Source organism: Clostridium sp., from assembly GCF_029258205.1.
Classification (GTDB): domain Bacteria; phylum Bacillota; class Clostridia; order Clostridiales; family Clostridiaceae; genus Sarcina.
In genome coordinates this window covers 12,774-31,571 of sequence record NZ_JARHZJ010000023.1, presented here as the reverse complement: position 1 = coordinate 31,571, position 18,798 = coordinate 12,774, and the positions used below count along the sequence as shown (strand labels likewise).

The following is an 18,798-nucleotide window of genomic DNA, read 5'->3' as shown; positions in this document are numbered from 1 at the left end:
AATATTTACTTAAAGAGCGAGTTAAAATTTAGTTTGTAAGCATTTTTATTAGTATATCTATTATCGACTTGTTTTTTCTTAATGCATCTACATAATCAGCAACGTGAAGTTTATAATACTCTTTGCCTTGATCTGTTATTCTATACATCTTTTTTGTTCTTTTATTTATAAAGTCATCCCCTATCCAATAACTTGTAACTAATCCCTTTTGTTCTAAGCTATAAAGTGTATCATAAATTGTACTAGATGAGACTGGGAATGGAAGAGGAGCACTAGAAAATTCATCTCTAAAAGCTTCTAAAACTTTATTGCCAAAAATTTCATGACCCTTTGAAAGTTCTTTTAATACATAAAAAGAATATAATTGTTTTGCATTTATAATATTTCTTGGTGCAACCATACGAGTTCTTCTATCCAAAAAACTTCACCTCCAATTTTACATTTTATATTATAAGTATAACTCAATTTATTCCAAAAAGTAATTAACAATTTGTGATTTCTTGAATATACTGTACTATACAAAAGAAATGAGGTGGGCTATTATGTCAAGAAAATGTTGTTGCTCATGCAATTGTTGTAGAAGAAATTACTGTGGATGCAGATGCGGAAATAATTGTGGAGGATTTGGCAATTGTGGAGGCTTTGGAAACTGTGGTGGATTCAACAATTGCGGAGGCTTTGGCAATTGTGGATTTGGAAATTGTGGAGGATTTCCTTTACTTTGGCTTCTTCTATTAGGATGTGGTGGTTTTGGAAACTGTGGCGGAGGCTGGTTTTAATTAGTATCTAATTTAGAATATAGATTAGTTGAATAAGATAGGAGAAAATCTCCTATCTTATAATTTTTCATAAGTTTCTTTTAATAATAAGGCGTCTTTTTCTAAAAGAGGACTTTCACATATTATGCATCCTTTTACTTTATAATCTTTAAGTGCCCTTAAGCATTCAATAAAGTTAAAATCACTTTCTAAAAAAGGTAAGTGGTTTCTTTCTCCTTTATCTGTATAGTGAATTCCAGACATATGAATATGTAAATCTTCTAAGGCTTCATTTCCTAAATTATCTTTTATATATTCTAAAATTTCAGTAAAATCTTTATATTCTTTTAAAGCACCAATTCCTCTAGCATGTATATGAGAAAAATCAATACATAGTTTACAAGATGGTACCTCTTTACATATATCAACTAATTCTTTTAGGTTTCCGAATTGAGTTCCTTTACCTGTAGTTTCTAATCTATAGTCTACACCTTCATAAGGTAGTTTCTTTAAGTTTCTCTTTATTTCTTCTAAAGTCTCTTCTTTTGAAGATTTTAAATAAAATCCTGGATGGAATACTAAGCTTCTACCTCCAACACTTTTTAATGCTTCTGCACCTTTAAGTATTCTTTCAATAGATTTATCTTTCTTTTCATCTTCTTCAGCATTTAAATTTATAAAATAAGAACCATGAGCTGAAAGATAAAAATCATTTTTCTCTTTAGCTTCTATTATTTTATCTCTGTTTTTATCTGTAACATTAACTGATCTAACAAAAGGAAGCTCCATAGCTTCTAATCCTATTTTTTTTAAGTATTGAATTCCTGTTGCGTAGTTGAATTTCTGACCTTCTTCACCTATTGGTAAACCTGAAATTCCAAATAAAAGTTTTTTCATGTTATCACCTCTTATTAAAGTATAGCAAAACACTAGGAATTATTCAACGGAAAGAAACTATTATTTAATATGAATTACAATCTATTAAAATTGTTAATTTATAGATGTTTTTTTCACTTTTTTTCTGAAAAAATGCAATTGTTTGAAATAAATATTGCATTTTTTTCTTTAGTTATTTAAAATTATTAATAGAAACTATCATATGGAGTGTGAAAAATGGAAGAAAGATTGCAAAAATACATGGCAAGGTGTGGAGTCGCATCAAGAAGAAAATGTGAAGAAATAATTTGCAGTGGAAAAGTAAAGGTTAATGACATTGTTATTGATTCTCTTGGAACTAAGGTGAATCCATCAATGGATGTTGTTAGCGTTAATAATAAAGTAATAAGACCAGAAGAAAATAAAGTGTACATAATGTTAAATAAGCCTGAAGGATATGTTACAACAAATAAAGATGAAAAAAATAGAAAGACTATATTAGATATAGTAAAGGTTAATGAAAGAATATATCCTATAGGACGTCTTGACTATGACAGTTCAGGTTTACTTTTATTAACTAATGATGGAGATGTATATAATAAAATAATACATCCAAGAGTTAATTTAAATAAAGAATATACTGCCTTAGTAAAAGGGATTTTTACAGAGGAAGAAATGAATAATTTTAGAAAAGGCGTAGATATAGGAGATTATAAAACAGCAGAATGTGATATAAAATTATTAGAAAAATACACAAATAGCTGTAAAATTAAGATAATCATTCATGAAGGCAAAAATAGACAGATAAGAAGAATGTGTGCTGCTTTTAATCATGAAGTTGTTTCTTTAAAAAGAGAAGCTATTGGAAACTTGACTTTAAAGAATTTAAAGAAAGGAGAATGGAGATATTTAAGTAGTTCGGAAGAGAATTATATAAAATCTCTATAGTAATTATGTTTAAGTATGTATCCGATGTAAGTAATATATATCATAATATAATAACTTCTTTCATAGAACATAATAATATAGCAATAGATGCTACATTAGGAAATGGTCATGATTGTGATTTTTTAAGTAAATTATTTAAAAAGGTGTACGCCTTTGATATACAAGAAGAAGCAGTAAATTCATATAAATTAAAGAACAAAGAAAATGTTGAAGTTATTTTAGATTCACATGAAAACTTTGAAACTTACATAAAAGAAGAAAATGTTGATTGTATAGTTTATAATTTAGGATATCTTCCTGGTAATAATAAGGAAGTAACTACGGTTGCACATAGTACTTTAAAAAGTATAGAAATAGGATTAGATTTATTAGGTGATAATGGGTTAATGATAATAGCACTTTATAGTGGGCATACGGAAGGTAAAATAGAAAAAGATGCTGTACTTGAGTTTACAAGCAAATTACCTAAAAATAAATATGGTGTTTTACACACAAAATTTACAAATAGAGCTAAGAGTGCACCTTCTTTAGTTGTTATTGAAAAGAAATTTAAATAAGATTTAAGTAAGTATAGAGAGGATTTTTAAAATGGAAAGTAAAGATTTAATGAGATTAATTCAAGTTAAGTTTTCAAAGCTTAGTAAAGGACAAAAGCTTATAGCTGAATATATATTAAAGAATTATGATAAGGCCGCATTTATGACTGCTGCTAAATTAGGAAATAATGTTGGAGTAAGTGAATCTACAGTAGTTAGATTTGCTACAGAACTTGGTTTCTCAGGATATCCAAAGTTACAAAAAGCACTTCAAGAATTAATAAAGAATAAATTAACATGTGTCCAAAGATTAGAATTATCTAATGACTTTATAAGTGAAGAAAATGCTTTAAAAGGCGTTTTAAAAGCTGATATAGAAAATATAAGATCAACATTAGAAAAGATAAATCATAAAACTTTTGATGAAGTAGTAAAAGAAATATTCAAAGCTAAAAGAATATATATAATAGGACTTAGAAGTTCTACTGCTCTTGCAGAATTTTTAGGATTTTACTTAAATTTAATATTAGATAATGTAAGAATAATTTCAAATGGAATAAGCGATACTTTTGAACAAATGCTCAACTTAGGGGAAGGTGACTTGGTTATAGGTATAGGTTTCCCAAGATATGCATTAAAAACAATAGATGCTTTGGAATTTGCTAAAACTAGAAATGCTAAAATAGTTTCTATTACAGATAGCTTAATTTCTCCTTTAGCATCTCAATCTGATCATACACTTATAGCTCAAAGTAATATGGCTTCATTTGTAGATTCGTTAGTTGCACCTTTAAGTGTAATAAATGCATTAATTATAGCTGTTGGTATAAGAGAAAAAGATAAGATAACATCAACATTTAGTGAGTTGGAAAAAATATGGAAAGATTATAATGTTTATTCATATAACAAAAATAATATAGAACCTTAAGAAAAAGCTGTGTAAAGGTATAAAGAAAATATAAATTATTTTAACATAGAGTATAAATTTTATTCTATTATATTATATAATTTATAAGCTTCATAAAACATATCTTTATATAGCTTAATTTTTCGAAATTATATAGAATATTAAAGAAATGCATTTGTTGACAAATGCATTTAATAAAGTTTATTATTAGTTTGATTCAATTAAATTAAGGAGCTGATAAATTGGCTAAAGTAATAGTTATAGGCGCTGGTCCAGCAGGGATGATGGCAGCAATATCTGCAGCAGAAAATCATGAAGTTATTCTTTTAGAAGGTAATGAAAGAATAGGAAAAAAGCTGTTTATTACTGGTAAAGGTAGATGTAATGTAACAAATGCAAAGGATATAAGTGAATTTTTTGATTTCATACCAGGAAATCCACATTTTTTATATAGTGCATTATACACTTATACTAATATTGATGTAATGAACTTTTTTGAAAATGCTGGAGTTAAATTAAAGGTAGAAAGAGGATCAAGAGTTTTTCCAAATTCAGATAAATCTTCAGATATAATAAGTGGATTATCAAAGGTATTAAATGAATCAGGAGTAAACTTAAGATTACATAGTAAAGTTAAAGATGTTATTTTCAATAATAACAAAATAGAAGCTGTTATTTTAGAAAATGGTTCAAAAGTTAAAGGTGACTATTTTATAATAACAACCGGTGGTAAGTCATATCCTCTTACTGGATCAACAGGAATAGGATTTGATTTAGCTAAAAAAATGGGTCACTCTATAGTAGAACCAAAACCATCCTTAGTACCTATAGAAATAGAAGAGTCATGGGTTCGTGAATTACAGGGCCTATCTCTTAGAAATATAGAGCTTAAAATAAAGAATAAAAAAAATTCTAAGGTAGTTTATAGTGGGCAGGGAGAGATGCTATTTACTCACTTTGGAATATCAGGACCTCTTGTTTTAAGTGGTAGTAGATTCATAAAAGATGGTGAGAAATTTGAAATTTCTCTAGATTTAAAGCCTGCCTTAGAAGAAAAACAGTTAGATTTAAGAATTCAAAAGGACTTTAAAAAGAATTTAAATAAAGATTTTAAAAATTCTTTAGATGAACTTCTTCCAAAGAAACTTATACCTGTTATTATAGAGTTATCTGGAATAAATGAAAATAAAAAGGTTAACTCTATAACAAAGGAAGAGAGAAGAACATTATTAAATCTATTAAAGAATTTAACTTTTACTGTAAAAGGTTTAAGAGATATAGCAGAAGCTATTGTTACTGCTGGAGGAGTTTCAACTAAAGAAATAGACCCTTCAACAATGCAATCAAAAATTGTAGATAATCTTTATTTTGCAGGAGAAGTTATAGATGTAGATGCTTTTACAGGTGGATATAATGTTCAAATAGCCTTATCAACAGGATATTTAGCAGGAAAATCAATTTAGTTTTTAAATTATAGTTACTATAAAGTTAATAAAAATTTTAGTTAGTTTAATAGGATTTTTATAGTAAACTTATAAAGAGTATAAAATTTACAATGTTTTTATGAGAAAGGACTTAATGATTATGAATAAACTAATTACAGTTGCTATTGATGGACCAGCAGGAGCTGGAAAAAGTACTATTGCTAAAATAATAGGAGAAAAATTTAATTTAATGTATATAAACACAGGATCTATGTATAGAGCTGTTACTTTAAAAGCCTTAGAAAATAATATTTCAGCTGAAGAAGTTGATAAATTATTAGAGATGATAGATGGAATGGATATGCATTTTGAAAATGATGAGCTTATACTAAATGGAGAAAATATAAACTCATTAATAACTATGCCTAACATAAGCAAAAATGTTTCAGCTTATGCTTCAATAAGAGAAGTAAGAGAAAGATTAGTTAATCTTATGAGAAAAATGGCCTTAAAATATAGCGTAATAATGGATGGAAGAGACATTGGAACAGTTGTATTAAAAGATGCTAATTTCAAGTTTTTCTTAACTGCTAGCCCAGAAGAAAGAGCAGATAGAAGATACAAAGAGCTTATGGAAAAGGGTATAGAAGTTAATTATGATGAAATATTACAAGACATAATAAAAAGAGATTACCTAGATTCTAATAGAGAAGTAGATCCTCTAAGAAAAGCTGAGGATGCCATTGAAATTGATACTACTGGCATAGATATAATGGGAGTAGTTGAAAAGATATCTAGTTATATGGAGAAATAATATGGAAAGAAAAGTAATTTTAGCTGAAAATGCTGGTTTTTGCTTTGGAGTAAAAAGAGCAGTTGACGAAGCTATAAAATATCAAAAAGAATTTGGAAAGAAAATATATACTTTAGGCCCACTTATTCATAATAATGATGTTGTTAATTATTTAGAGGATAATAATATATTTGCAATTGAACTTTCAGATGCGGATTCTTTAAACAAGGGAGATGTTGTACTTATAAGATCTCATGGAGTTAAAGAAAGTGTAATAAAGGATTTAACAGATAAGGGTTTGGTAGTTAAAAATGCAACTTGTCCATATGTAACTAATATTCAACTAAAAGTTAAAAAATGTTATGAACAAGGGTATAAGATAATAATTGTTGGAGATGAGAATCACCCAGAAGTTATTGGAATTAATGGGTGGTGCAATGATTCTGCCATAATAACAAATGGAAAAACAGATCTTGAAAATATTCCAGCAAAGGTTTGTGTAGTTTCACAAACTACTGAGAAAAAAGAAACTTGGAACAAGGTTTTAAGTGAAATAGTAAGAGAAAGTAAAGAAATAGTTGCTTTCAACACTATTTGTTCAGCTACTGATGTTAGACAAAAAAGTGTGCAAGAACTTTCAAAAGAGGCTGATTTAGTTTTTGTTATAGGTGGAAAAAATAGTTCTAATACAACAAAACTATATGAAATATGCAAAAAGGAATGTCCAAAGAGCTATCATATAGAAAATGTTAAAGAGCTAGATGAAAGCTTATTAAAAGATGAAAATGTTAAAACTATAGGAATTACTGCTGGAGCATCAACTCCAGATTGGATAATAAATGAAGTAATTTCTAAGATTAAAGAATTATAATTTTTAGATGTAATCCTGCAATTTAATTCATAATTATTTTGTGCTACTGGTATTAAACTGGGAATTGTTTTATACTATAATATATGACGAAGTTTTAGGAGTAGTAGTATGAATATAGTTAGATTTAATTTGTGGGATTATTTTAAATATGTAAAAATTTTAAATTTATCACTAAAAAGGCTATGTAGTAATTATTTTATCAAAGTAACTTATAAAGATGAGGTTTATATGCTTTGGGAAATAGATTATGTAGCAAATTTTGATGCATATATAAAAAAAATTACTAAGATAGGTAGCATGAGAAGTATTCCTGAAGAAAGTGATGTTTTTTCAGAGTTTAATATAAATAAATATATATATGAAACTGTAGAAGATGATGGAATTGATTTGAAAATGTATGGGTTTGAAAAGAGGGCTTCTAATATAATGTTGAAAATAGATGTTTCTAAGTTTAATAAAAAGAATAATGAAAACTTTACTTTTACAAATTTTATAAAAGGGAGAGATGAAAGTATTCGTTGTAAAGTACAAAATAAAATCTTTTATGAAGAAAATAGAATTCCACTAAAAACAAAAGATATTGTTTATGAATGTAATAGAAAAGCTTTTTTAGAAGATTTAGCATTTTTTGAGTTAAAAGATGACATTATAATTGGTTATGGTCAAATATTGCTTTTAAAGGATAAATACACTATTGCTAACTTTGGAATAATAGAAGAGTTTAGAGGTAAAGGATATGGTGAGGCTTTACTTATACACATATTAGATCAAGCTAAGATAAAAGGATTAAATGAAGTGTATATAAAAGTTAAGTCCGATAACATAAATGCTATAAATTTATATAAAAAGACTGGTTTTGAAGAGATTTCTGAAATAAGCATATATGAATTATTAGGATAAATTATATGAATAAAAATAAATTCTTAATAAAACTTACAAACCTATTCTTAGAGATTTTAAATATTTCTAAGAATAGGTTTGTAAGTTTATTATTAAGTTTATAAAAGAGATTCAGTTGGTACATAGGATACCTTAGTTTTGAATACACTATCTGTTAAATGGTTACTATAATAAGCACGATCACTTATTTCTATGTTAGTCTCTTCTTGATTTGATTGATTTTGTTCTAGTTCTTTTAAATCATACATGCTATTTACACCTCCTCTTTACTAGTATTAACAAGTTTAGAAAATCTTATTTAGAGGTTAATAAATATTTTAATATAGACAAATTTAGGGCATTATCATATAATAATTATTATTAATTAAAGAATGGAGTGCTTTTTTATGGAAAATAAAATTAGCTTAGTATATGAAAATGGAGAATTCACTATCTGCATAAATGATCAAGTAGTTACAGTTAATAAATATATGGATAACGCAATAGAGAAATTTACTCAGACAGTGCATAATAATGCTACGCCAAAATCAATTGAGTGGGAAAATATTGAAGATGATTTGAAAAAAATTAATTTAGAAGATTTAGAGATAAATAGTGAATTTAAAACATTAACTTACAAAGATATGAAGTATTTTTATAGTACAGATAAAATCTTTAATATGCATGGTGGAAGAATGCAACAATTATTAGGAGGATATCAATTATTCTCATTTGTAGTTAAGATGATTTATGAAAAATATTTAGAAGATTATTTAGAAGTTTTAGATTTTTGTGAAGAAATTTTAAGATGTAAGGTTACATATAGAACTCAAGGAAGTAACTTTATAGTTGCTAGTCCAGCTTTTAACTATGGCTCAGCATCATATGATTTTTCTAATTCTAAAGTTAATAAAGGAGCTTCAATAGAAAAAATGTCTTTTGAAGATTTCAAAAAATATATATTTGATATAATAAAATAACCTTTGGAATACCAAGGGTTATTTTTATTATATAGGATTCAGAATTAGATATTTAGTAAAATTATCTTTTTCCAAGTGTTTTTATTATGAATTAATATTAAATGGTGATAGCATGTTTTTCTAAAGATAACATTGCTTCAATTAAAACTATTCTTTCACAAAGCGGAGTATTAGAAAATGAAGTTTTAGAAGGAAAGAGAACAACTTGTAGATGCTGGATTGATTTAAAGTAATCTAAGTAAATGAGGATTATAACTTCATTCTACTAATAAATATATAAAAATATTAGATCAAAAAAGTTATCATACTTAACTTTGTCGACAGCTTGAGAGCACCTTACTTTAGATGCTCTTTTATTATATTTATGAAATTGTAAATTTACATAAAATATTTAATTTATAAGAAATCTTTAACTTATGTTAATCAAATTAATAATTAGAAAATTCTATCTTTTAATAAAAATAAAATTTATGCTATAATACAACAGATAACAATTTAAATTGGAGGAAATGACATGACATTAGAAAATAACATGGATAAAAAACTCTTCTGTATTTCTACATACGGATGCCAAATGAATGAAGAAGATTCAGAAAAATTATCAGGGATGTTAAAATCTCAAGGATATGAAAGAACTGAAAATAAAGAAGAGGCTTCTATTATAATCTTTAACACATGTTGTGTAAGAGAAAATGCTGAAAATAAAGTTTTCGGTAATCTTGGACAACTTAAACAATTAAAGAAGAAAAATCCTAACTTAGTAATAGCAATTTGTGGATGTATGATGCAACAAGTAGGTATGGCAGACAAAGTCTTAAAAACTTTCCCTTATGTTGACATAATATTTGGAACACATAATGCCCATAAATTCCCTGAATACTTAAATAGAGTACTTCAAGAAGGTGTTCAAGTTAAGGAAATATTAAACAAAGAAGAAGGAATCGTTGAAGGACTACCTATAGATAGAAAAAGTGATGTTAAAGCATTTGTTACTATCATGTATGGATGTAACAACTTCTGTACATACTGTATAGTTCCTTACGTTAGAGGAAGAGAAAGAAGTAGAAAATCTGATGATATCATAAAAGAAATAGAAGAATTAGTATCTCAAGGATATAAAGAAATAACTTTATTAGGTCAAAACGTAAACTCATACGGAAAAGGCTTAGAAGAAGATATAGACTTTGCTGGGCTTTTAAGAAAGGTTAATGAAGTTAAGGGATTAGAGAGAGTTAGATTTATGACTTCTCATCCTAAAGATTTAAGTGAAGATGTTATAAGGGCTATAAAAGAATGTGATAAGCTTTGTGAGCAAGTTCACTTGCCAGTTCAAAGTGGATCATCAAGAATATTAAAAGAGATGAATAGACACTATGATAGAGAGTATTACTTAGATTTAGTTAAGAAGATAAAATCAGAAATACCAGATGTTACTTTAACAACTGATATAATCATTGGATTCCCAGGAGAAACTGAAGAGGACTTCTTAGATACATTAAGCCTTTGTGAAGAAGTTGGATATGATTCAGCATTCACATTTATTTATTCAAGAAGAAATCATACTCCTGCTGACAAAATGGAAAATCAAATTCCAGATGATATAAAGCATGATAGATTTAATAGATTAGTTGAGGCTATAAATAAAAAGGTTATAATAAAGAACAAAGAATATGAAGGTAAGATAGTTGAAGTTCTTGTTGAGGGTCCAAGTAAGAATGATGAAACTAAATTAACTGGAAGAACTAGAAATGGTAAATTAGTTAACTTTGCTGGTGATGAAAAGCTAGTAGGAGAATTAGTTAACTTAAAAATAGTTAGAGCACAACCATTCTCATTAATTGGTGAAATAGTAGAATAATTGAAAAGTGGGATATATCAAAAGTTATTTTGGTATATCCCACTTAATTTTTATAAATTAAAATAGTTCTTTTAATAATCATCTAATTGATTTCCAAATTTAGGATGAGCTATATTTAAAAGTGTCTTTGAATACTATTTTAAAGTTTTTCATCTTAGGTCTTCTATTAAATACTCAGTAATAATATAATGAATATCATTCCTATAGATTGTTACTATCAACTTGTCCTCCTATATAACTAAATTGATTTCCAGATATAGCTTCATAATTAACTCTATATATTAGGATTAACCGAATTATAATAATTAATAATTTTTAAAAATTCGTTATTAAGAAAATGTTTTTTTATTAAATTTATCTATGAATTTTTTCTTTTAACCTCAAAATGCAAGTTGTTTTTTAAAAAAATTGCATTTTTATTTTAAAAAAACTTGATTTAAATGTATTGTTGCAATATAATTAACTTGTAAATTTCATTTTATAATCAAAAAGGGGGACTTACTATGAATATACCTTGTTCCATGATGACTCAACATCCGGATAATGTAGAAACTTATGTTTCAATACAACAAGAACCAGCAGAAGCTATAAAGGGATTAACACCACAAGATAAAGGTGGTTTAGGGATAGAAGAAGTTATGATAGATTTTGAAGGAAAGTTAACACCTTACCATCAAACATCACAAATAGCATTAGGATTAATTTCAAATGGTATAATTCCAGGAAAAGATGTTAGATTAACTCCTAGAATACCTAATGCAAATAAAGAATCAGTATTTAGACAACTTATGAGTATAATGTCTATAATTGAAACTAATGTTCAATCAAAAGAATTAACAGGAGTTCCAGCAATTTCAGAGGTTGTTGTTCCTATGATTGAAACTGGGAAAGAAATTTCAGAGTTTCAAGATAGAGTAAACTCAGTAGTAGATATGGGGAATAAAAACTACAAAACTAAATTAGATTTAAATAGTGTTAGAATAATACCTCTAGTTGAAGATGTACCAGCACTAGTAAATATAGATAGAATATTAGATGAACATTATGAAATAGAAAAGAGTAAAGGACATGTTTTAAAAGATATTAGAATAATGATAGCAAGATCTGATACAGCTATGTCATATGGATTAATTTCAGGAGTTTTATCAGTTCTTATGGCAGTTGACGGAGCTTATAAATGGGGAGAAAAACATGGTGTAACTATAAGTCCAATTTTAGGTTGTGGATCACTTCCATTTAGAGGACATTTCTCAGAAGAAAATATAGATGAAATTCTTGCTACATATAGTGGAATTAAAACTTTCACATTCCAATCTGCCTTAAGATATGACCATGGTGAAGAAGCGACTAAGCATGCAGTTAATGAATTAAAATCAAAAATTTCAGAATCAAAACCTAGAAACTTCAGTGAAGAAGATAAAGATTTAATGAAAGAATTTATAGGAATCTGTTCAAAACATTATCTTCAAACATTCTTAAAGGTAATAGATACAGTTTCATTTGTATCTGACTTTATTCCTAAGAATAGAGATAGATTAACAAAGGCTAAAACTGGATTGGAATATAATAGAGAAGTAGCAAACTTAGACAACGTAGCAGATTTAGTTAAGGATGAAGTATTGAAACAAGAAATTCTTAGCATAGATAACTCAAAAGAATATGCAGTTCCAAGAGCTATATCATTTACTGGAGCTATGTACACATTAGGAATGCCACCTGAACTTATGGGAATGGGTAGAGCATTAAATGAAATAAAGACTAAATATGGCCAAAAAGGTATCGATAAACTTTTAGAAATATATCCAATCTTAAGAAAAGATTTAGCATTTGCTGCTAAATTTGCAAATGGAGGAGTTTCTAAGAAGATAATAAATGAAGAGGCTAGACAAGAATATAAGGAAGATATGAAATATGTAAATGAAATTCTTAATCTTGGATTAGATTATGACTTCTTAAACGAAAATGAATTCTATCATACTTTACTTAAGACTACTAAACCTATAATTATGCACTTAATGGGACTTGAGGAAAATGTAATGCGTAACAGCACAGAAGAACTTAAAATCCTAAATGAGTGGATAGTAAGAATGGGTAAAGTAAGAGGAAGTATAGGCTAAAAGGCTATTTAATATTTTGGATAACAAAAAAATACTTCTTTTTACTTAGAAAAAAAGATATATAAACATAAATTTAGACCAATAAATATGTTTAAAAAAGATACAAAAACATCTTTTGTTAATTGTAATTAAATTAACAGGAGGTGTTTTTTGTTATGGCAAGAATTCTTACTAAAAATAAAAATGAATTATTAGATATATTAGATATTTTTATGACAGATTGTAAATATAGAGATCTTAGAAGAGCGAGTATAAGACTATATGAAAGAAGCTTAAAGTTATTATTTAAGTTCCTTGAAGATGACTATAACATAATTTACGTAGAAGATGTAAAAGAAGAACATATAAGAAATTATATAAAATTTACAAAAGAACGTGGTAAATATAGCTACGTATCTAATGATAATATTCTAAATTCAAAATCTCCACAAAACAGAGGAGATTTTGGACAACCAGTTTCTTTGCGTACTTTAGATAATTATATAGGAACTATAAAGATGTTTTTTAATTGGTGCATAGACAATAAATATTTAAAACAAAATCCCACTAATAAAATAATAATATTTATTATATTTCAAAAAATTATGTATGCAAGGCTTTATTTCCTATACCATAAATTAAGTATAGGTTGAGTTGTTATGAACTATGCAACTTCTATAAATAATATAGTGGTTACATAGAGCCAATGCATAAAGTCTAGGGGGTATTACTGATTACTTTACTTATAAAGCAATATCCTTATTCGGGTACATCTGGCCGACGAATAAATTAGATGGGTAGTTAGGGAAACGCCACATTAGTGGGAGATTTAAGCCAATAATATACAAGCTATAGGGTAACGTTTTATAAGTTGGTAAAGGCTTAATTACAAGTAGAGTAGTAGAATGAGCGATACAAAGCGTATACAGTTTAGATAGTATCCTAGAATTATAATTTTCTAGGGTAAACTATATCACTTCGCATGTGTCAACGTTCCAGTTTAGTATTAACCTTTGGAACTTAAATGTAAATAGTTAATTAATGTTATATATTAAGTTAATTTAAGAAAAAGTTATTATATAATATAAATATAATAACTGGATAAGGAGTGAATATGCTTGGAGTATATAGGATATTGGAAATTGCCTAATACAACTAATGAAATTACAGGAGTATTAAAATATAAAGATGATATGATAGTCTTAGAATTATTAGGGAGTTTTGATAGTTTTAATTTAGATATAAATCATATGGGATATGACATAATTAACGGATTTACTCAAGATGGCAAAGACATTACTTTGTGCAATTGTTTTATTATTAACCAAAAAATAAGTTTCCCTGGAATAATAAAACAAACATTGAAAGTTAATAATGTGTTAATTGGAAAACAAATTTTAAGTATGGAAGATTTAAAAATAAGTAAAGTTATTGTAACATTTGACTATCTTAATAATTGGATTGAAGAATCAGAAGCAAAAATATTAAGAGAAGATTCTAAAATAACTTTTATATATGAAAAATTAAATAAGCACATATATAAATTAAAAAAGGAAAGTATAAATATATCTTTTGAAGGTAATATAAAATATGATCCATTTTTAACTGATTTGAATTATAATCAAAAGACTTTTGTAGAAATAATATTTGATGAATCAAAGAGCTATTTTGAGGCTATTAATGAAGTATATAATTTTAAGGATTTTATGGCTATGTGTATAGGAAAAAGAATTAATTATGTAGAGTTAAAAATGGAAACTGAAAAAAAGGAAATACTTGATATTATTAATAAAAAGAATTTAAATTTAAAAGCTAAAACTGAAAATTTTAGTGTAAAAAGGCCTTTAATAATGTACCAAGATATAAAAAATGATTTTGGAGTAGTCTATAGTAAATGGCTTGAATTACAAGAAAAATTACAACCTATAATTGATAAAATATTAGAATGTGATGAAAAAGAGAGAACTTTTGATACACAAATACATTTTATGAACATAATTACAGCTATCGAAGTGTTTTCAAGAAGGTTTATGAATAATTGTAAAGAGCCACAAGAAAATTATGAGAAAAAAATAAAATTTATTTTAGATTCTATTGAAAATCAAGAGTATAATAAATGGTTAGAAGACAAATTAAGATATGCTAATGAACCTACTTTATTTAAAAGATTAAAGAACATATTTAAAGAAACAAAGTTTTTAGTGGATATTTCTTCAAAATATAGAGAAACTATATCATTTAAAATTGTAGAACTAAGAAATTATTATACTCATTTTGGACAAGATAAAACAATACAATTAACTCCTATTGAACAATTTAGAATATATGAGTATTTAAAGCTAGTTCTAAAGATACTTATATTTAAGCAATTAAGTATAAACGTAGAAGAGATAATTATAAAAAATGAATCAAAATATAGAGAATTAAGAGCTATTAAAAATTTTAAAGAATGTTTTTCACTTTAATAATTATTATAAAAAATAATGTGAAAATTAATAGGAATATTGGACAAGTAGAGGTAGCTTCCTACTTGAGGTAAATTAGTTGAAATACTAATTACTAATGGATTATTGCCAAGATTATAGGTTAAAGTGGCTAGGCTCTAAATACAGAAGTATAAGAATAGTAATACAGTTATCCTGTTAAATTTTTTGCTTGACAGGATAACTATATATTTTTTAATAATAACCCAGAAGTTTAGAGATTTTAGATTTGAAAAATAAAATTATTTATTAAATATTAAAATTTTCAGTAAATAGTAATTTTTCTAAAGGTTTTTCATATTTATAAATTTCAAATATAGATACTTTAGTATCAGATTTAAGTGTACCAGTTTTTTCATTTTGTATTCCAACAAAAAAATTATTAGTATAATTGTTCTATATAAATTTATGTTTATTATACAAGCGGTAAATTTGTAAGAATTTTTTTATAGATAATTCTAATAGACTTTTTAGTTGCTCTTGTTTTAAACCTAAAGAATTTAATTTTAATACTTTTATATCAAATGTGAAGAATTTATTGATTGAGGTATCATTATAATTACATGCTAATAATTCTTTTAGAAGATTAGAATGTTTAAGTTTTAAATTTATTAAAAATGCATAGATATATGATATTGTTAATCTTTGGTAGTGTGTATAGTTAGTTTTTTTAGAATTAAAAATTTCTGAATTTAATAATAAGAGTTCTATAAAAGGTAGAGCTTTTTCTATATCTCTTAATGAGTAATTTTCTTCTTCAAAAATTTCTATAAGAATTGGTAGTAACATTTTTTTGTTAGAAAAATTTTTTAACAAAGAGTTTAATTTGATATCTATATAATCTCTTGTAGCAGAAGTAGATAATGTGTATTCTAAATCAAAAAATCGTCTTAGATAACCATCACTATCCATATGTTCCCCGTATATTGTTTTTATAGAGTGAGATAGTTGTTCTTTATCTAAAGAAATTACAAAAATATAATTTTTAAGATTAAACAAGTGCTTTATAGTTTCTAAAATTTGAATAGAATAAGTAGGTTTACATCTATCTAATTCATCTATAAAGATAATGATTTTTTTATCTATAATATTTTGATATTCAATTAAATTTTTTTTGAGTGCTTTTCTTGTATCATTTTGAATACTATGTTGTTTAAAAATAGATTCACCTATTTTAGAACTAAAATCACTTAATCCATTTTCTAGATTTTTATTCCACTCAACTAAATCTAATGCTCCACGAGTTAAATATTTTATAGCTAAAGTACCTGCCAATTTTCCTATATTTTTAAACTTCTCATTGTGCTTTTCAAAAAGTGATTTATCATCTTCTAAAGTTTTAGATATTGATTTATTGATTTGGAAAATTAAAGATAGTAAAGCGTCATTTGAATAATAACTTTCCCACGCATTAAAATATATAGTTTCAAAAGTATCTATATAATTAGAATCGCTTTTTAACATGTTAGTCCACTTATTAATAAAAGTAGTTTTACCAGTTCCTCAACTAGAATCTATAGCTAATACATTTAAATTTGATTTGTTTTTCATTATATTAGTTAGATTTATAGCTATTTGTTTTCTGTTAAGTAAATCATCTTTTTCAAAAGTTAGTTCTTCTAAATTTATTTCTTCCATATAATCACCTCAATATTTAATTATAAATGGTATAATATAACTTATAAAGGACAAATATGGATAAAAGGAGTAAAATAATAATGAATTTTAATGAAACTCTTATAATTACTTTAATCACAATTATTATTACCAATATTACTAATATAGTGTTATTTTTTATAAGAAATAAATACACAGAAAAAGTAAAATTATTTCTACATTAATTTTTTATATTAATTTGATACATAATCCAGTAAATTATTATGATATAGTAAATAATTCGAGAGTAATAGCTTGACAAATAAAAAATACATGATAGGATCATTATTACAAATAACGGAAACAAGGAAAAAATGAAAGTGGCAAAAAGTTGTCAACCTAGAAAGAGTAAGAGTAGACTTGGAAAATAAATATTAAAGAAATAAGAACAATAGGCAATAGCGCATATTTAAATAAGAAAGTTAATTTTAAAGCAATATTTAGTTAGAAAAAAACTTGTGAGGACGAAAGTTGGTTAAATATAAAAAATGCCAATAAATAATATTAATGAAAAACCAATAAATACTTAAATTTATAGAGTGATAAGATACTTCTTGTTAGTTAAATTTTTACTGATTAACAGAAGGTGTTTTTTGTTATTGAAATAGTATTAAAGAGGAAAATGAATTGTTAAAAACAAATATTAGTATAAACTTTACATAATATAAATAACTTGCTAATCTTAAATTAAGATTTTAATATTACAAGGAGAAATTAAATGAAAACAAGCACTATTAATTTTTTTAACTTTGTACTTTTTATATCTTTTTTATGTATTTTTATAAAAAGTTGTTTTATTTATAAGAGATTATTTTCAAAAACAGATTCGTACTATCTTGTTCCAATCACAAAAAAGGATATTCAAAAGCTTACATCATTTAAATTTTTATCTGCAATTATACAGCTAACAGTAGTTGCAGCTTTACAATTAATAGTATTTCTTTATACAAACAAAATTAATTTTTTAAATATATCATCTTTGTATTTTTTAATAGGTGTTTTTAACTTATCTATTTCCATAAATAAAGATTATATTTATAGAAATTTTAAATTAATAAAAAAGTCTAATATAGATTATTTTAATTTGGATTATAAAGAGCATATTGTAAAGATATACTTAAAAGATAAAAAGAAACCAATTGTAATAGCCTTTAAAAATGATTTATCTAATTTTGCAAAACTTTTAAATGAATTAGGATATGGAGAACTTTTGACTAGAAAAAACTTTTAATAGCTAATATAGATGTAAGTATTATAATTTATAAAATTAATCATAATAAGAGCTACATGTTATTTATGTGGCTTTTTCTTATGAAGAAAATGATTAATTGTAAACGAGGCTATTTTTGAAAAACTGTACTTGATTTGAAATATTGATAAAATAGTCTCATTTAAATATAAAGTTTAATTGCTAATAATTATTTTTTACTATATTATCTGTTTTAAAAGAATTATAAGATTCTTTAATTATATTATCAAATTGTTTTTTATTTTCTTTTTCAGGTTGTTTAGGTTTTTCTTTTACTTCCGGTTTGTTAGTATCAGCATCTTCACAAGTTTGTTTAGTAGTTTTGTTTGGTTGTTTAGCATTATTGCATCCAACAAAAGAAGATATGGTTATTATAAATATTAAAGTTAATATTAGTATTTTTTCACTATATTACCTCCTTATCTTATTAACTAAATCTTAGCATTTATTAAATAAAAAAACAAAAAAATAAGACCTAGCCTTA

At 25.6% G+C, this 18,798-nt stretch carries 19 protein-coding genes and 1 pseudogene; 15 read left to right on the top strand and 5 right to left on the bottom strand.

Translation table 11 applies throughout. The annotated features are described in order from the left end of the window. Nucleotides 1-28: 28 nt before the first annotated feature. A complete protein-coding gene (locus Q1J60_RS02880; protein WP_300258239.1) occupies nt 29-418 on the bottom strand; it encodes a PadR family transcriptional regulator in 390 nt (129 codons plus the stop codon). Between the two features lie 124 nt (nt 419-542). On the opposite strand from Q1J60_RS02880, the gene Q1J60_RS02875 reads away from it, so the two are divergent. After that, complete coding sequence (locus tag Q1J60_RS02875; protein WP_300258237.1) at nt 543-779, top strand: hypothetical protein; 237 nt, start codon at nt 543-545, stop codon at nt 777-779. A 57-nt stretch (nt 780-836) separates the two neighbouring features. Here the strand turns inward: Q1J60_RS02875 and Q1J60_RS02870 are convergent, their stop codons facing one another. Further along, nucleotides 837-1,655, bottom strand: coding sequence for a TIM barrel protein (locus Q1J60_RS02870; protein WP_300258235.1), 819 nt, complete (start codon nt 1,653-1,655; stop codon nt 837-839). A 216-nt stretch (nt 1,656-1,871) separates the two neighbouring features. On the opposite strand from Q1J60_RS02870, the gene Q1J60_RS02865 reads away from it, so the two are divergent. The 7 genes from Q1J60_RS02865 (at nt 1,872) to Q1J60_RS02835 (ending at nt 8,013) form a co-directional block, all read left to right on the top strand. Then, nucleotides 1,872-2,582 (top strand): pseudouridine synthase, encoded by a 711-nt coding sequence (locus Q1J60_RS02865; protein WP_300258232.1) that lies wholly within the window; start codon nt 1,872-1,874, stop codon nt 2,580-2,582. Between the two features lie 5 nt (nt 2,583-2,587). Continuing rightward, nucleotides 2,588-3,139: a tRNA 5-(aminomethyl)-2-thiouridylate-methyltransferase MnmM gene (mnmM, locus tag Q1J60_RS02860; protein ID WP_300258230.1), complete on the top strand. Its 552-nt coding sequence runs from the start codon at nt 2,588-2,590 to the stop codon at nt 3,137-3,139. Nucleotides 3,140-3,170: 31 nt separating this feature from the next. Then, nucleotides 3,171-4,046, top strand: a complete 876-nt coding sequence (locus Q1J60_RS02855; protein ID WP_300258228.1) for a MurR/RpiR family transcriptional regulator — start codon at nt 3,171-3,173, stop codon at nt 4,044-4,046. A 221-nt stretch (nt 4,047-4,267) separates the two neighbouring features. Beyond that, nucleotides 4,268-5,488, top strand: a complete 1,221-nt coding sequence (locus tag Q1J60_RS02850; protein ID WP_300258225.1) for a BaiN/RdsA family NAD(P)/FAD-dependent oxidoreductase — start codon at nt 4,268-4,270, stop codon at nt 5,486-5,488. A 121-nt stretch (nt 5,489-5,609) separates the two neighbouring features. Beyond that, complete coding sequence (cmk, locus tag Q1J60_RS02845; RefSeq protein WP_300258222.1) at nt 5,610-6,263, top strand: (d)CMP kinase; 654 nt, start codon at nt 5,610-5,612, stop codon at nt 6,261-6,263. A gap of 1 nt (nt 6,264) precedes the next feature. Continuing rightward, on the top strand, nt 6,265-7,113 hold the full coding sequence (locus tag Q1J60_RS02840) for a 4-hydroxy-3-methylbut-2-enyl diphosphate reductase (protein WP_300258219.1): 849 nt from the start codon (nt 6,265-6,267) through the stop codon (nt 7,111-7,113). A 108-nt stretch (nt 7,114-7,221) separates the two neighbouring features. Continuing rightward, nucleotides 7,222-8,013: a GNAT family N-acetyltransferase gene (locus Q1J60_RS02835; protein WP_300258217.1), complete on the top strand. Its 792-nt coding sequence runs from the start codon at nt 7,222-7,224 to the stop codon at nt 8,011-8,013. A gap of 98 nt (nt 8,014-8,111) precedes the next feature. Here the strand turns inward: Q1J60_RS02835 and Q1J60_RS02830 are convergent, their stop codons facing one another. Beyond that, on the bottom strand, nt 8,112-8,261 hold the full coding sequence (locus Q1J60_RS02830; protein ID WP_300258214.1) for a hypothetical protein: 150 nt from the start codon (nt 8,259-8,261) through the stop codon (nt 8,112-8,114). A 138-nt stretch (nt 8,262-8,399) separates the two neighbouring features. On the opposite strand from Q1J60_RS02830, the gene Q1J60_RS02825 reads away from it, so the two are divergent. From Q1J60_RS02825 to Q1J60_RS02800, 6 genes are all read left to right on the top strand, one after another. After that, entirely contained in the window at nt 8,400-8,972 is a 573-nt protein-coding gene (locus tag Q1J60_RS02825; RefSeq protein ID WP_300258211.1) for a hypothetical protein, read from the top strand. Between the two features lie 101 nt (nt 8,973-9,073). Next, nucleotides 9,074-9,205, top strand: a complete 132-nt coding sequence (locus Q1J60_RS02820; protein WP_300258208.1) for a hypothetical protein — start codon at nt 9,074-9,076, stop codon at nt 9,203-9,205. A gap of 281 nt (nt 9,206-9,486) precedes the next feature. Further along, nucleotides 9,487-10,830, top strand: coding sequence for a tRNA (N6-isopentenyl adenosine(37)-C2)-methylthiotransferase MiaB (gene miaB, locus Q1J60_RS02815; protein WP_300258205.1), 1,344 nt, complete (start codon nt 9,487-9,489; stop codon nt 10,828-10,830). A 503-nt stretch (nt 10,831-11,333) separates the two neighbouring features. Then, the gene (gene ppcA / locus Q1J60_RS02810) at nt 11,334-12,947 is read left to right on the top strand and encodes a phosphoenolpyruvate carboxylase (RefSeq protein WP_300258203.1); all 1,614 of its coding nucleotides are present in this window, start codon (nt 11,334-11,336) and stop codon (nt 12,945-12,947) included. 155 nt (nt 12,948-13,102) lie between these two features. Further along, nucleotides 13,103-13,579 carry a phage integrase SAM-like domain-containing protein gene (locus Q1J60_RS02805; protein ID WP_300258200.1) on the top strand — a complete coding sequence of 159 codons (477 nt, stop codon included), beginning with the start codon at nt 13,103-13,105 and terminating at the stop codon, nt 13,577-13,579. Nucleotides 13,580-14,044: 465 nt separating this feature from the next. After that, nucleotides 14,045-15,391, top strand: coding sequence for an ApeA N-terminal domain 1-containing protein (locus tag Q1J60_RS02800; protein WP_300258197.1), 1,347 nt, complete (start codon nt 14,045-14,047; stop codon nt 15,389-15,391). Between the two features lie 414 nt (nt 15,392-15,805). Here the strand turns inward: Q1J60_RS02800 and Q1J60_RS02795 are convergent. After that, a pseudogene (locus tag Q1J60_RS02795) lies at nt 15,806-16,900 on the bottom strand (KAP family P-loop NTPase fold protein); the annotation flags it as partial. Nucleotides 16,901-16,912: 12 nt separating this feature from the next. Next, nucleotides 16,913-17,047 carry a hypothetical protein gene (locus Q1J60_RS02790; protein ID WP_300258195.1) on the bottom strand — a complete coding sequence of 45 codons (135 nt, stop codon included), beginning with the start codon at nt 17,045-17,047 and terminating at the stop codon, nt 16,913-16,915. A gap of 736 nt (nt 17,048-17,783) precedes the next feature. On the opposite strand from Q1J60_RS02790, the gene Q1J60_RS02785 reads away from it, so the two are divergent. Then, on the top strand, nt 17,784-18,296 hold the full coding sequence (locus Q1J60_RS02785; RefSeq protein WP_300258192.1) for a hypothetical protein: 513 nt from the start codon (nt 17,784-17,786) through the stop codon (nt 18,294-18,296). The last annotated feature ends 502 nt before the right edge of the window (nt 18,297-18,798 follow it).